This is a genomic window from Sphingobacteriaceae bacterium (genome assembly GCA_016715905.1).
In the GTDB taxonomy this organism is placed as follows: Bacteria; Bacteroidota; Bacteroidia; order B-17B0; family Aurantibacillaceae; genus Aurantibacillus.
The window spans coordinates 519,951-535,326 of sequence record JADJXI010000005.1 but is presented as its reverse complement, the minus strand read 5'-3'; the positions used below and the strand labels follow the sequence as shown (position 1 = coordinate 535,326).

Below are 15,376 nucleotides of genomic sequence, written 5' to 3'. Positions count from 1 at the left end.
TTTTAAAAGCAGTTTTGTTAGTAGATTTGATGCCTATTAATAAGCAAAAATCATATTATCTTTTTATACTCATTTTTGTAGTATTATTTTCACTTTTCAGTGTTTATAAGCTACAGAATTTAAATTTCAACTACGAATTTGAAGCTTTTTTCCCAAATGAAGACCACGAACTGGAATTATACAATAAGTACAGAGATATTTTTGAACACGATAATGAGTTTGTTTTAGTTGCCCTCGAAAATAAATCGGGTATTTTTAAAAAAGATTTTTTATTAAAAATAGATCAATTAACCAAAGAGTTTCAAAAACTCCCATTTATTCAAAAAGTAACTTCTCCTACTAATCTTAAAACATTACAGTTAGGCGGCCTAGTGCCCACACAAATTCCCACTTTGCATTTTGAGCAGGAAGAGTTTTACACAACAGATAGCACCAACATTTATAATAATCCATTTCTGGTTGGTTCCTTTTTTCCTGAAAACGGAAAATCCTTGTCCATTTATCTCACAACCCAATTTTCATTAACCAAAAAACAAAGCGATTCACTGGCCGTTTTAATTGAAAATAAATTGGCCGAATTTAAGTTTGACGATGTGCATTACGTAGGTCGAATTTTTGCTCAAAAAGTATACTTGCAAAATTTAGAAAATGAATTTAGTCTGTTTTTAGCGCTGTCCTTTATAGTAGTTATTATTTTCTTGTGGTTTAGCTTCAGAAGTGTTTACGGAGTTCTAGTTCCCATGTGCATAGTTCTTATTTCGATACTATGGACTTTAGGAATAATGGGAATCCTGAACAAGTCTATTGATATCATGACGGTGATGCTGCCTACTATGGTATTCATTGCCGGCATGAGTGATGTGGTTCACTTTTTTTCCAAATACTTTGAAGAGCTGGCCAAAGGAACAGAACGAGTTAAAATTTACCCTTTGATTTTACGGGAAGTGGGCGCTCCAACTTTTCTAACCTTAATTACTACGGTGGTCGCGTTTTTATCACTTTTATTTTCCAGTATAAAACCCATTCGTGAATTTGGCATTTACACATCCATTGGTATTTGCGTGGCTTTTGTGCTTACTTATACCTTATTACCGGCTTTACTTTTTTTCTTTACACCTCCAAAACTGGTGAGTATTCATGGTCACAACAACAAATCCGAAAACAGAATGCGCAATGTATTATTCTGGACCTTCCGTAATCAAAAAACAATTTTGCTGATTACGGGAATACTATTAGTGATTTCGTGTATTGGCATTTATAAAATAAAAGTGAATAATATTTTATTAGAAGATTTAAGTAATAAAGTAAAAATAAAACAGGATTTTAATTTTTTTGACAAAAATTACAGTGGCGTTCGTCCATTTGAAGTTTACCTGACCTTAAAAGACACCAATAAAACATTTTGGGATGAAGATGTGTTAAGAGAATTAAATAAAGTGGATAATTTTATTCGGAAAGAATACGAACCCGGCTTTTTGCTATCACCTTCCGCTCTTGTTTGTTCCATCAATCAAAATATTAATATAACACAAAAAAATAAATTTCCTGATAAAGAAGATTTTGATGAAATCATATATTATTTAAAAAGTAATAAAAACAACAAGGAATTAAAAAGAGCCATCGATTCAAAAGGAAAACAAGCCCGAATCAGCGCTAAAATTGCTGATATGGGTAGTGTAAAAGTTGGAATACATAATCAAAACCTATTCCAATTTATTCAAACCAAAACAGACACAAATCTGATTAACTATTCTATAACCGGAGCTGCACATCTGGTAGATAAAAATAATGAGTACATGGTAAGTAATATGGCACAGGGTTTTGTTTTTTCTTTAGTCATCATAGCCTTACTTACTTTTTTCCTGCACCGAAGCTGGCGTATGGTTTTAGTTTTTATTTTGCCTAATCTTATTCCCCTTGTTATTATTGGAGCCGTTATGGGATTCATGGGCATAGAATTAAAAGCAGCAACTTCGCTGGTGTTTAGTATTGCATTTGGTATTGCCACCGATGATACTATACATTTTATTTCTCGTTTAAAAATTGAGTTAGGCTACGGAAAAAGTATATTGTATGCTTTTAAACGCACTTATTTTGAAACCGGTAAACCCATTATTTTAACTACTTTCATTTTATTAGGCGGATTTTTAAGCTTAATGACCAGCGATTTTCAAAGCACATTTTATTTCGGTTTCCTAATCTGCATAACCATCATCATTGCATTATTGGCCGATATATTTTTATTGCCTGTACTTTTATTTCTGATTTACGGTAAACAAAAAAAACAGAAATGATTAAAAAAAACGTAATCGTTATTGGAGGCGGAGCCGCCGGTTTTTTTGCCGCTATTAATCTTGCCGAAAAAAATAAAAATTATAACGTTTCTATACTCGAAAAATCAAACAAACTTTTAAGCAAAGTGAAAATTTCGGGAGGCGGTAGATGTAATGTTACTAACGCCTGCTTCGAAAATTCAGAACTGGTTAAAAATTACCCAAGAGGAAATAAAGAATTAAAACAAGTTTTTTCTCGCTTTAATGTATCAGATACTATTCAATGGTTTGAAAATCACGACGTGAGTTTAAAAACAGAAGAAGACGGCCGGATTTTTCCGCAAAGCGATGATAGCGAAACCATTGTAAATTGTTTTTTGAAGTATACCGAATTGTATCACATTAAAATTGAAAAGAATTGCGAAGTTTTTACGATTAAAAAAATTAAAGAAAAATTTTATTTAAATACTTCGCAAGGCGAAAAAACGGCCGATCAACTTATTATTGCATTAGGCGGACATCCCAAATCCGGCTCTTATGATTTAATCAAAAATTTAGGACATAATATAGTAAGTCCTATACCCAGTTTATTTACTTTGAATTTACCCAATGAAAAAATAAAGAATAATTTACAGGGTTTGAGTGTACAAAATGCGGAAATTAAGTTAGTGGGGCAAAAATTAAAATATGCCGGTCCGGTTTTAATTACACATTGGGGCTTGAGTGGGCCCGCAGTTTTAAAATTATCTGCATTTGCCGCACATGAATTATTTGCATTAAATTACTCCACTAAAATTCAAGTGAACTGGGCTTTTCCAAATAACCGGCAAGAAGTTGAGGCTCTACTATTCCAAACCAAAAAAACGCATCAAAAAAGTTTAGTCAGAAATGTAGCTTTATTTGATTTACCAAAAAGACTATGGGAACATTTTTGTTTGGAGGCTGTAATAGAAGAACAAAAAACCTGGCAGGAATTAAATAACAAGCAAATGCAGTGTTTATGTGATTTAATTTTTTGCAGTACGTATAATATGGAGGGGAAAACCACCTTTAAAGAAGAATTTGTAACTTGTGGTGGTGTTGATTTAAAGGAAATTGATTTTAAAACCATGGAAAGTAAATTAATAAAAGGATTATTTTTTTGCGGAGAAGTAATTAATGTAGATGGAATTACCGGTGGATTTAATTTTCAAAACGCCTGGAGTACCGCGTGGATTTGTGCAGACAGTTTAAAACCTTATCCCAATCAATAACACATCATCAACTTGTTCCAGTTTACCTTTCCAGGTATCAAATTCTTGACTTAAAATATCGTGTTGTTCAGCCATGCTTAATTTAGAAATATTGAGTAAGGTTTCGTTCAGCTTACGGTATTTGAATTTTTTTCCTTTGGGTCCACCAAACTGATCGGCAAATCCATCAGTATAAAAATAAACGATATCATTTTTTTGATAATTGATTTCTTCCAGATGGAAAGAATGAGTTCTCTCCCCTTTTCCAATCGGCATTTTATCGGCCGGTAATTCCATCATTTCTCCGTTTCGGATTAAGATGGGTTTGTTATGTGCAGAGGCATAAGTTAATTTAGCATTCACTTTATCAAAACAAACTAGGGTTCCATCCATACCATCTTGAGCACCATCTACCGATAAATTGGCAATTAATTTATTGCGCACATAATTTAATATGGTATTTGGCGTGCGCATTTTCATTTCACCTATCGCTTCATTTAGATAACTGATATTGAGTAAACTCATAAATGCACCCGGAACTCCATGCCCCGTACTATCACAAACGGCCAAATAAAATAGTTCATCATTTTGATTAGATGGTAAAGATTTTCCGGGGATAAACTCAGACATTTCAGCTTCAATTTTAGTGGCCCAATAAAAATCTCCGCTCACAATATCTTTAGGTTTAAACAATACAAAATGTTCGGGTAAATTCTCCTTCATGAATTCAAGTTTGGCCAATAAAGTTCCTTGAATCCTCCTTGCATATTTAATTGAATCCGTTAATTCTTTATTCTTCTCATTAATGATAACACTTTGATGTTCGATTTGCTCGGCTTTTTCAACTAATTCTTTGGTACGCTCCTCCACCTTTCTCTCTAATTTATCTTTCTGCTTATTTAAGTTTTTCTCTCTGTTGCGTATATAAAGATAAATAAGACCACCCGCAAGTAATATTTCAATAAGGATAAACCACCATTTTTTCCAAAATGGTTTATCAATGGTAAATGATATGTTGTACACATCACTTTCTACATTAAAAACGTTTTTACATTTCACTTCAAACTGGTAAAAGCCGTCACTTAAATTAGTGTAAGAAACATAATTTCTACTGTCGTTTTGTACCCAGGTTGTATCTAGTCCTAGTAATCGGTAAGCATATATCTTTTTGCCGGGGGAATAATACTGATAGGTGGCAAACTCAAAGGTTACAAAATTTTTATCCCAGGGAATTTTTTTATCGTGAATTAAGTAATCTACTTTAGTTGCTTCATTCAACGTATCCTTATTTAATACCATATTCACCAAAAATAAATTGGGTTTACGTTTACTTATTTCCATTTTATCCGGATCAAAATAAGTTACCCCATAAGGCCCGGCAAAATAAAGATACTTGGATGAATTAGGGATATTTTTTGTTGTGGTGAATCCGCCGGAATGCAAACCCAATTCGGATGTATATCGGTAAGTTTCTTTGGTGTTTAAATTATACCGAATAATATCTGCACCACAAGCAAACCACAATCTGTTTTTATGGTCTTGCATAATACTTTGAACCACTTCTTGATTAATTTTTAGAGAGTCATTAAATAATTTACTTTTACCGGTTCTATAATCAAATTTATAAATACCGGCTGTACCTCTAATCCAGGCATAACCGCTTTTATCTACAGCCAAAATGGTTAACATAGAATCCGGAAAATATAAATACTCATTTCTGCTCGAATAGGTTTTAACAGTTTTTGAATTCGCATCAAACACAAAAAAGCAAATTCGGTTTCCATGCACAATCCAATTATTATCTTGTAAATAACAAATCGATCCGTTTTCGTGCCATTTGTGATCTTGAAATTTTAAATCTTCAAAACGAAAGGTATCAACTACCTCATAATTAAAAGCATTCAAAGTGGTTAAATGATACCCTCCTTTTGATTGCGCACTTTTACCTTTACCATGACGAATTGGAAAAGAATGTGTTAATATTTTTGTTTTCTCTTTGTTGATCGCAAAACCAATGAGCATATTATACGGATAAAGGTATGTGGGGTTTAAAGTTTTTTTATTTAATGCAAGTAAAATTCCATTGTTGTTCACGAGGAATTCATTTTCCGTTTCTTCAATATCTCCCGCAGGGCCTGGATTTACATGTTCATGTAAGTTAAATTTATTTTTTAATTCCCTATACAGAACTTTGGTAAAAATGCGTTGCACGGTATCATTCGCCCTATCATAAATGGAAATTCCGTTTCCATGGCTCATATACACCAAAGAATCTTTGTACGATAAAACATCAACTACCGAATTTGATCCTTGAGATTTATTTGACTTTTCAGCTCCTGTTTTTACATTCGCTAAAAATTTAAATTGTTGCATGATGGAGGAATACACATCAATACCAGCTCGGGTGGATACCCAAATATTGTTATCACTATCTTTAAATAGTCCTAAAATATTATCGCCACTTAAAGTGGTATTGTTTTCATAATAATGATTCAGGGTTTGAGTTTTACCATTATCCATATCCACTACCATTATACCGGTTACTTCCGTACCCACCCATAACTTTCTACCTAATTGAACCACGTTTGCGCAATTTTCAATTCCGCCTCCGGTCAAATATTTTTCTCCCTTATAAATGTCAGAATATCTTCGCATTACTTTTGTTCTATTATTAAAGTGGTAAAGGCCCAAATAAGTTCCTATCCAATAATCTTTATTTTCATCTATATGCACAAAGTGAACAATTTTTAAAGCGGCGCGAATATGACTTATTTGTTCAGTTGCCGGTAAACGATAATCTTCAAATGGAAAACGTTTTGATTTTCCGGTTAGGGGATTAAAAATTTGAAGAAAGGCATATTTACCATATCCTCCACTTTCCCAAGTGCCCACTAATAAGTTTCCGTTATCCATTTCTGCCAAGCTGGTTATTTCGGTTGTGTTAATTAAGGTAGTATCACCTTTAACTGGACGATAAGTGGTAAAATCATTATTTGCTTCGTTATATTTACTGAGCCCGGCACCCCATACAGCCATCCATATAGTGCCTTTTTTATCTTGTATAAACTGACTCGCCGCACCATAAGGAAAACTATTTTTATTGGTGGAATCGTGATAATAATGCGTAAATTTTTCAGTCTCCGGATTAAATTTACTAATGCAGGCGTCCATGTAAGAAATCCAAATGATGCCTTTTTTATCGGAAAAAAGTTGAAATACCGGAACAGGCAATAAACCACTGCTATCTTTAGTAGCCTGATAATGTTTTGCGGTATGCCCGTTGAAATTGGTTATTCCCTTTTCAGTAACCATCCAAAGTAATCCGTTAGGCGTGGTGATTAATGACCTGGCCATTTTAAAGGGTAGATTTCGGGTTTTTGAGATGCGTTCAAAAATATAATCTTCTTTCGGTTGCGCCAAATAACAGGTAAACCCAATTATGAAAAATAGAAAAAGAAAATATTTTATACGGACTGAAATAATGTGTTTCTCTTTAGGTAAGACAAGGTAAAAAAAAATGGTTTAGGATAATAAAAAAACCCCACTATTTATTAGTGAGGTTCTTAACCTTAAATTAATATGAATTTATTTCTTTTTGGGCGAAATAACCATTTGCATTTTTTTACCTTCTAACACCGGCAATTGTTCGGCCTTACCATATTCTTCTAACTCATTGGCGAAGCGAAGTAATAAAATTTCTCCCTGTTCTTTAAACACAATTTCTCTTCCTCTGAAAAACACAAAGGCTTTTACTTTACAACCTTCTTGCAAAAATTTTATGGCATGATTCTTTTTGAAATTAAAATCATGTTCATCGGTATGAGGACCAAAACGTATATCTTTAATTACAATTTTAGCTGCTTTGGCTTTCATTTCCTTCGCCTTTTTCTTCTGCTCGTATAAAAACTTTCCGTAGTCAACTACTTTACAAACCGGCGGATCAACATTAGGAGCAATTTCAACTAAATCCAATTCTGCTGCTTTGGCAATTTCCAATGCTTTTTGAATAGGATATACTCCGGCTTCAATACCTTCACCTACAACGCGCACCATACGCGCCGTAATACGTTCATTAATTTTATGAAGTTCTTCTTTTACACCGGGTCTTCTGAATCCGGCTTTTAAGCCTTTGGGTTGTTTAAATACTGGTTTGTTGTCGCCTGTGGTATTGGTTGGCGATGGCTTAGGTTTGAATGGACTAGCGATATTTACCTCCGTTTTAGTTTAAATTATTATTCTGTTGTTTTTTGTTTGAAATCACTTTCAATGATATCGTTTACAAATTTAGCAAATTCCTCGATACCAAATACACCAACATCTCCCTTTCCGTGTGCTCTAACGGCTACTTTTTGTTCAGCGGCTTCTTTCTCCCCTACAACCAGCATAAATGGAATTTTTTTCAATTCATTATCTCTTATTTTTTTGCCTATTTTTTCATTTCTATCGTCAATAAAGCCCTTTATCTCCAATGCCGATAACTGCTCTAATACGGTTTGAGCATAGTCATTGTATTTCTCCGAAATCGGTAATATGGCAAATTGATCGGGCGTTAACCACAAAGGGAAATTACCTCCGCAATGTTCTATCAATACGGCAATAAATCTTTCCATACTTCCAAATGGTGCACGGTGTATCATTACCGGACGGTGCTTTTGATTATCACTTCCGGTATATTCCAATTGAAAACGCTCAGGCAAATTATAATCTACTTGTATGGTTCCCAATTGCCATTTTCTGCCCAAGGCATCCTTCACCATAAAATCCAATTTAGGGCCATAAAATGCCGCCTCCCCTAACTCTACTACCGTTTTTAATCCTTTTTCATTGGCACTTTCTATAATCGCCTTTTCAGCCAAGTCCCAATTTTCATCTGAACCAATGTATTTTGATTTATTCTCGGGATCGCGCAAACTAATTTGCGCCGTGTATTCTTTAAAATCCAATGCATTAAACACGTACAATACCAAATCAATTACCTTACAAAACTCAGCTTTTACTTGGTCTGGGCGACAAAATAAATGCGCATCATCCTGAGTAAATCCGCGCACACGAGTTAAGCCGTGTAATTCCCCATGTTGTTCGTAACGATAAACGGTTCCGAATTCTGCATAACGAATTGGTAAATCTTTATAAGAACGCGGTGATGATTTATAAATTTCGCAATGATGCGGACAGTTCATGGGTTTTAGAAAAAACTGCTCACCTTCTTGAGGAGTATTAATCGGCTGAAAGGAATCAGCTCCATATTTTTCGTAATGTCCCGAACAAACGTATAATTCTTTTAAAGCAATATGCGGAGTAACTACAGGTAAATAACCGGCTTTAGTTTGTGCTTTACGCATAAATTGTTCCAGTTTATCTCTTAACATGGCACCTTTAGGTAACCACAAGGGTAAACCCATGCCTACTTTTTCTGAAAAAGTAAAAAGTTCTAATTCCCTACCCAATTTTCGGTGATCGCGTTTTTTAGCTTCCTCCAACATGGTGAGATATTCTTTCAATTCTTTTTCTTTCGGAAAAGTAATACCATACACCCGGGTTAACATTTTATTTTTTTCATCGCCTTTCCAATAAGCTCCCGCAATGTTTAATATTTTTGCAGCTTTTATAAATCCGGTATTGGGGATATGTGGACCGCGACACAAATCGGTGAATTGACCTTGCGTGTATAAAGTAATACTTCCATCTTCCAAACGATCTAACAAATCAATTTTATACGGATCATTTCTATCGTTGAAATATTGAATAGCGTCTTTTTTTGAAATTTCCTGGCGCACATACGTGTTATTTTGTTTAGCCAGTTCCATCATTTTTTGCTCAATTTTTTCAAAATCGGTATGGGTGATTTGGTTGCCACCCAAATCAACATCGTAATAAAATCCATTTTCCAAAGGCGGACCCACCCAAAATTTAACACCCGGATAAAGCGCTTCTAAGGCTTCCGCCATTAAATGCGCTGAAGAGTGCCATAGGGTTTCTTTACCTTGTGCATCATTCCAGGTTAATAATTGTACAGTGGAATCGGTTTGAATCGGACGATTACTGTCCCAAACTAGTCCGTTTACTTTTGCGGCTAAAACATTACGGGCAAGGCCCTCACTGATGCTTAGTGCGATTTGATGGCTGGTAATACCTTTTTCGTATTCACGAACCGAGCCATCGGGTAGTGTTATTTTTATCATAATTAAATCCTACTTACAACGTAGGTTTTTTGTTTGCGTGGTAAAGATAGGGAGTTTTTTGCTGATATGAAATTGAAGAAGAAGTTTTTTTGGGAATAGCTATTCAGATATTAGTCTTCAAACCAACACCAATGGCACTTTAATTTCATGGCGTACCGATTCAACCGTAGTGCCTAACAAAATATCTTTAAATGTACGGTGACCATGCGTGCCCATCACCAATAAATCGCAGTTAAATTTGGCAATTAGTTCAGGAATGGCGGTTTTAGGATTGCCAAATCCTAAATGTACCTCAGTGGTAATTTTTTTATCGGCTAATTCCTGCTGATATTTTTTTAAGGATTGTACGTCTTCCTCTCTTTCTAAATCAAAAGCATCTTCGCCATACACCACAGCGTTAGCACTTTCTAACACATGAATTAAAACCAATACCGAATCGGAATTCCCCATTTGCAAAGCCATATTCACGGCTTTATTATCAGAAACACTGAAATCAACCGTTACTGCAATGCGCTTAAAAGCATTCCCATTTTTTAATTCCAAAGGCACAATATCCGAATGAAATTTATTTTCTCTTCTTTGATCTTCTTTTTTAATAAGCGGAATTAAAAACACATACAATAACATAAAAATGCAAAAGATACAAATTGGAACTATTGTGAAACTAATGAGTATGGGATTATCTGAACTCAGTAAAACTGATTCCACTTCGGCGTACACCAGCTTTATATTTAATCCCACTATAATTAAAGCGGCAAGCCAAGCTAAAACAGTTTGCCATTTGGGAACAACAAACTCACCCATTTTTCTTTTATCACTAACAAAATGAATAAGCGGAATGATGGCAAAACCTAACTGTAAACTTAAAATAACCTGACTAAGTATTAATAATTTTCCCGTGGCGCTATCACCAAAATATAAAATGGTGAGAAAGGCAGGAACAATAGCAATTAATCGGGTTAATATTCTGCGCACCCAAGGGGTTAATCTTAAATTTAAATACCCTTCCATCACTACTTGTCCGGCTAAGGTTCCGGTAACGGTTGAACTTTGTCCGGCTGCAATTAAAGCCACCGCAAATAAAATAGGTGCCAATGTGCTACCTAACATAGGCGCTAATAATTCGTGCGCATCCTGAATTTCCATTACATCAAACTTTCCTTGCTTAAAAAAAGTAGTGGCAGCTAAAATTAAAATGGCTGCATTCACAAACAAAGCCAAGTTAAGCGCAATGGCACTATCAATGGTATTGTATCGAATGGCCCGTTTAATATCTACGGGAGTTCGTTGAAATTTACGAGTTTGAACCAAGGAAGAATGCAGATATAAATTATGCGGCATCACAGTGGCACCAATAATTCCTATCGCAATATACAAGGCCTCATCATTAGCAATAAAAGGAATCAAGCCACCGGCAATTTCAGAAATCACCGGTTTAGCAATAACGAGTTGAATAAAAAAACTGACGCCAATTAAAGCCACCAAACTTATTATAAAGGCTTCTAATTTGCGTACCCCTCTGTTTAATAAAAAGAGCAGCACAAAACTATCCAACACGGTAATTACTACACCGGATAAAATACTTACACTCGGAAATAAGAGGTGAATACCTATGGCCATGCCAATTACTTCGGCCAAATCACAGGCTGCAATAGCAATTTCGGCCAATATGTATAGAAAAAAATTGACGAAAGGACTATAACTTTCGCGGCTGGCCTGTGCTAAATCTTTACCGGAAACAATGCCTAATCTGGCACAAAAACTTTGCAGTAAAAGCGCAATTAAGTTGCTCATCACTAAAACCCAAATTAAACTGTAGCCGAATTTACTTCCACCTGCAATATCGGTAGCCCAATTGCCCGGATCCATATAACCCACACTGATTAAATAAGCGGGACCTAAAAAAGCAAGCAGGCGCTTAAATCCCCCACCTTTTTCTGTTGGGACAGACGCATTTACTTCTTCTAATGAACGCTTTGCCATGGCATATAATATCGGTACAAAATTACACCTAATTAAAGGATTCCTAAATATTATTTTAGGCATACCTAAATAAATCATCAAATCAAACAATATTCATGTTTCTGGTTTTTGGTTGTTTGAATTAATTACGTACCTATTCAAAAAACCAATCTCTAACAACAAACAACATGCGGGTTTTATGTTTTTAGTTTATTGTTTTTGGTTGTTTGAGAAAATTTCGCAATTCGTAATTCAAACCTCGTAATTCGTACTTCATAAATCGTAAATCTAAAATCAAAATCCCCCATTCCTCGTGAATATTAGCCATTTCCTTTGCATAGCTTGCTAAAAATATTAGATTTGTTAATCTTAATCCAATCTTATGAAAAAAGCATTATTATTTCTTGTTATTTCTTGTTCAACAGTAACATTCGCACAAAAGAAAAGTGCTGAAAAAAAAGCACCGGAAATAACCGATCCTTTACAGAAAGCAGAAACTTTTTCAACGCTTTCTTTCAGAAATATTGGTCCGGCTGTAACCTCCGGTCGTGTTATTGACATTGCTGTAAATCCGAAAAATAAATCGGAATGGTATATTGCTGCCGCAGCAGGGGGTGTTTTTAAAACGAATAATGCAGGCGTAACTTTTAATCCGATTTTTGACGGACAAGGAGCCTATTCCATCGGTTGTGTGAAAATTGACCCCAATAATCCAAATGTAGTATGGATTGGAACCGGGGAAAATAACAATCAAAGAGCGGTTGGTTACGGTGATGGGGTTTATAAAAGTGAAGATGGAGGTAAATCCTTTAAAAATATGGGACTGAAAAAATCAGAGCACATTGGTAATTTTGCCATACATCCTCAAAATTCAGATATTGTTTTTGTAGCGGCTTATGGTCCGCTATGGTCATCCGGTGGCGACCGCGGAATTTATAAAAGTATTGATGGCGGAAAAAATTGGAAACAAGTTTTAAACGTAAGTGAGCACACGGGTTTTAACGAAGTGCATATCGATCCGGTTCATCCTGAAATTATGTTTGCCTGTGCACATCAACGTCGTAGACATGAGTGGTCTTATATTAGCGGTGGTCCGGAAAGCGGCATTTACAAAAGTAAAGACGGAGGAGAAACCTGGGAGAAGTTAAGTAACGGAACACCATCGGGTGATGTGGGTAGAATAACATTAGCCATTTCGCCCATAAATAGTGATGTGATTTATGCAGCAGCTGAAGGCACATCAAAAAATCAAGGCTTTTATAAAAGTACGGATCGTGGCGCCAGTTGGGAAAAACAAGGTGGGCACGCAACCGCAGGAAATTATTATCAGGAAATTATTGCTGACCCTAATGTGTTTGATAAAATATACAGTATGGATACCTGGGCCATGGTATCAACCGACGGAGGAAAAAGTTTTAGAGGCTTGGGTGAGAAAAATAAACACGTAGATAATCACGCCATATGGATTGACCCCGATAATGGTTCTCATTATTTAATGGGATGTGATGGCGGTTTATACGAAAGTTTTGACATGGCTAAGACCTGGGATTTTAAAGCCAATTTACCGATAACTCAATTTTACCGGGTGTGTGTTGACAACAGCAAACCCTTTTATTATATCTACGGTGGAACCCAAGACAATAATACCTTGGGAGGACCAAGCAGAACAAACAGCAGCAGCGGAATATTAAATTCAGATTGGTTTGTAACGGTTGGCGGTGATGGGTTTCAAAGCAGAGTCGACCCAAAAGAACCGAATATTGTTTACAGCGAATGGCAATACGGTGGCTTAATACGCTATGATCGTAAAAGCGGAGAACGTGTGGATATTAAACCCATTGAAAAAGATGGAGAGCCGGCTTATCGTTGGAATTGGGATGCACCTTTAATTATCAGTGAAGCAGATAATCAAAGAATTTATTTTGCAGCCAATAAAATATTTAAAAGTAATAACCGAGGCGACTCCTGGGAGGTGATTAGTCCGGATTTATCACGAGGTATCGATCGGAATAAACTACCCATGATGGGAAAAACCTGGAGCATGGATGCGGTTGCCAAAAATCAAAGCACCTCCATTTTCGGAAATGTAACGGCCATTAGTGAATCACCGAAAAATGCGAATATATTATGGGCTGGAACAGATGATGGTTTAATTCAATTTACAGAAGATGGTGGGAAAACATGGACTAAAATTGATAATATTTCAGGAGTGCCCCAGATTAATGTGGGTGGATTCAGAATGCAACCCTTGGTTAATTTCATATTAGCTTCTCAACATAATGAAAATACAGCCTACGCCGTATTTAACAATCACCGACAAGGAGATTTTAAACCATATTTAATGAAAACGACAGATAAGGGAAAAACTTGGGTGAATTTAAACACCAATTTGCCGGATAATGGCGCTGTATATTCTTGCGCTGAAGATCATAAAAATCCGAACTTAATTTTTTGCGGAACAGAATTTGGATTTTATTTTAGTTTAGATGCAGGTAAAAACTGGACAGAATTAAGCAGTGGTTTACCCACATCGGTTTGCATTAAAGATATAGCGATGCAAAAAGAAGAAAACGATATTGTTTTGGCTTCGTTTGGTCGTGGATTTTTTGTATTAGATGATTACAGCCTTTTGCAAAATATTAAAATGGAAGACTTAAATAAGAAGGCCAATATTTTTCCAATTAAAGACGGATTGGTTTTTATTCCATCTACGCCTTATGGACATATCGGTAAATCATTTCAAGGGGCTTCATTTTTTACAGCTGCCAATCCGCCAATAGGCGCGAATATTACTTTTCACGTAAAGGATGATTGGAAAAGTATTAAAGAAAAAAGAGAAGAAAAAGAAACGGAAGCCGCTAAAAATAATAAAAGCATACTTTATCCTTCGGTCGACAGTATTCGCGCAGAAGATAAAGAAGAGTCGGCCTATTTATTAGCACAAATTTGCGATGAGCATGGAAATGAAGTAAGGAAATATAAGTTTGATGCGAAAAAGGGAATGAAAAAATTTACCTGGGATGGAAGATATGCAGTTACCTCATCCATTAACTTTAACACGCCGGATACAGAAAACCCGTATTATAGTCCGGATGAAGGGCCTTTAGCTGTACCCGGAAAATACAGTGTGCAATTGATATTGGTTGTAAATGGAAAATCAGAAAATTTAACTGAAAAAACATTTTTTAATATTAAGTCGCTTAATCAATCAACCTTGCCTCTACCCGATCAGGAAAAGGCCCTGGCTTTGAATAAAGATATGGCAGAATTAAAAAGAGTAGCAGATGCAAGCAATAATTATTATGGTTTATTAAAAGAACGAATTAAATACTTGAAAAAAGGAATAACTGACGGAAGTACAAATGCTTTAGCACTTATTTCTGATTTAAATTCTTTAGAATCACTTGTGCAAAAATTGGATTTTAAATTATATGGCGACGGCAGTTTGGCCAAACGAGAATTTGAAACCTTGCCCGGATACTTTGGTGCGTTGGAAAATATAATTTATTATAGCTGGAATTCTAATGCCGGCGCAACCACTACTCATAAAGAAAAATACGATAAATTAAAAGCTGAGTTCAAAACGCATTACAATTCTATTGTTGATATAAAAACAAAGGTTGAACAATTAGAACAAAAAGCGGAAGAGCTAAAAATGCCGGGCACCTATGGTAGATTGCCACAGTGGAAGAATTAAGAATGCATGAAAAGAGATGCTATTTAAGAT

7 protein-coding genes are annotated in these 15,376 nt (G+C 35.5%); 3 read left to right on the top strand and 4 right to left on the bottom strand.

All coding sequences use genetic code 11. From position 1 onward, the window contains the following. The first annotated feature begins 29 nt into the window (after window positions 1–29). Window positions 30–2,294, top strand: a complete 2,265-nt coding sequence (locus IPM51_10065) for an MMPL family transporter (protein MBK9284644.1) — start codon at window positions 30–32, stop codon at window positions 2,292–2,294. Next, window positions 2,291–3,526, top strand: coding sequence for an NAD(P)/FAD-dependent oxidoreductase (locus IPM51_10060; GenBank protein ID MBK9284643.1), 1,236 nt, complete (start codon window positions 2,291–2,293; stop codon window positions 3,524–3,526). Before IPM51_10065 ends, IPM51_10060 begins: the two co-directional genes overlap by 4 nt. On the opposite strand, the gene IPM51_10055 is transcribed toward IPM51_10060, so the two are convergent. The 4 genes from IPM51_10055 to IPM51_10040 form a co-directional block, all read right to left on the bottom strand. Continuing rightward, window positions 3,503–6,859, bottom strand: coding sequence for a SpoIIE family protein phosphatase (locus IPM51_10055; protein ID MBK9284642.1), 3,357 nt, complete (start codon window positions 6,857–6,859; stop codon window positions 3,503–3,505). The genes IPM51_10060 and IPM51_10055 overlap by 24 nt on opposite strands. Window positions 6,860–7,090: 231 nt before the next feature. After that, on the bottom strand, window positions 7,091–7,711 hold the full coding sequence (locus IPM51_10050) for a translation initiation factor IF-3 (GenBank protein ID MBK9284641.1): 621 nt from the start codon (window positions 7,709–7,711) through the stop codon (window positions 7,091–7,093). Between the two features lie 26 nt (window positions 7,712–7,737). Continuing rightward, window positions 7,738–9,687 carry a threonine--tRNA ligase gene (gene thrS / locus IPM51_10045; protein MBK9284640.1) on the bottom strand — a complete coding sequence of 650 codons (1,950 nt, stop codon included), beginning with the start codon at window positions 9,685–9,687 and terminating at the stop codon, window positions 7,738–7,740. A 117-nt stretch (window positions 9,688–9,804) separates the two neighbouring features. Further along, window positions 9,805–11,670 carry an Nramp family divalent metal transporter gene (locus IPM51_10040; GenBank protein ID MBK9284639.1) on the bottom strand — a complete coding sequence of 622 codons (1,866 nt, stop codon included), beginning with the start codon at window positions 11,668–11,670 and terminating at the stop codon, window positions 9,805–9,807. Window positions 11,671–12,031: 361 nt separating this feature from the next. Here IPM51_10040 and IPM51_10035 point away from each other — a divergent pair, with 361 nt between their 5' ends. Beyond that, window positions 12,032–15,346, top strand: a complete 3,315-nt coding sequence (locus IPM51_10035) for a glycosyl hydrolase (protein MBK9284638.1) — start codon at window positions 12,032–12,034, stop codon at window positions 15,344–15,346. Window positions 15,347–15,376: the final 30 nt, after the last annotated feature.

Coding starts and splice junctions, on each gene's coding strand:
- IPM51_10040 (MBK9284639.1), bottom strand. CDS start 11,670: ATGGCAAAGCGTTCATTAGAAGAAGTAAATGCGTCTGTCCCAACAGAA.
- IPM51_10035 (MBK9284638.1), top strand. CDS start 12,032: ATGAAAAAAGCATTATTATTTCTTGTTATTTCTTGTTCAACAGTAACA.
- IPM51_10055 (MBK9284642.1), bottom strand. CDS start 6,859: ATGGCCAGGTCATTAATCACCACGCCTAACGGATTACTTTGGATGGTT.
- IPM51_10060 (MBK9284643.1), top strand. CDS start 2,291: ATGATTAAAAAAAACGTAATCGTTATTGGAGGCGGAGCCGCCGGTTTT.
- thrS (MBK9284640.1), bottom strand. CDS start 9,687: ATGATAAAAATAACACTACCCGATGGCTCGGTTCGTGAATACGAAAAA.
- IPM51_10065 (MBK9284644.1), top strand. CDS start 30: ATGCCTATTAATAAGCAAAAATCATATTATCTTTTTATACTCATTTTT.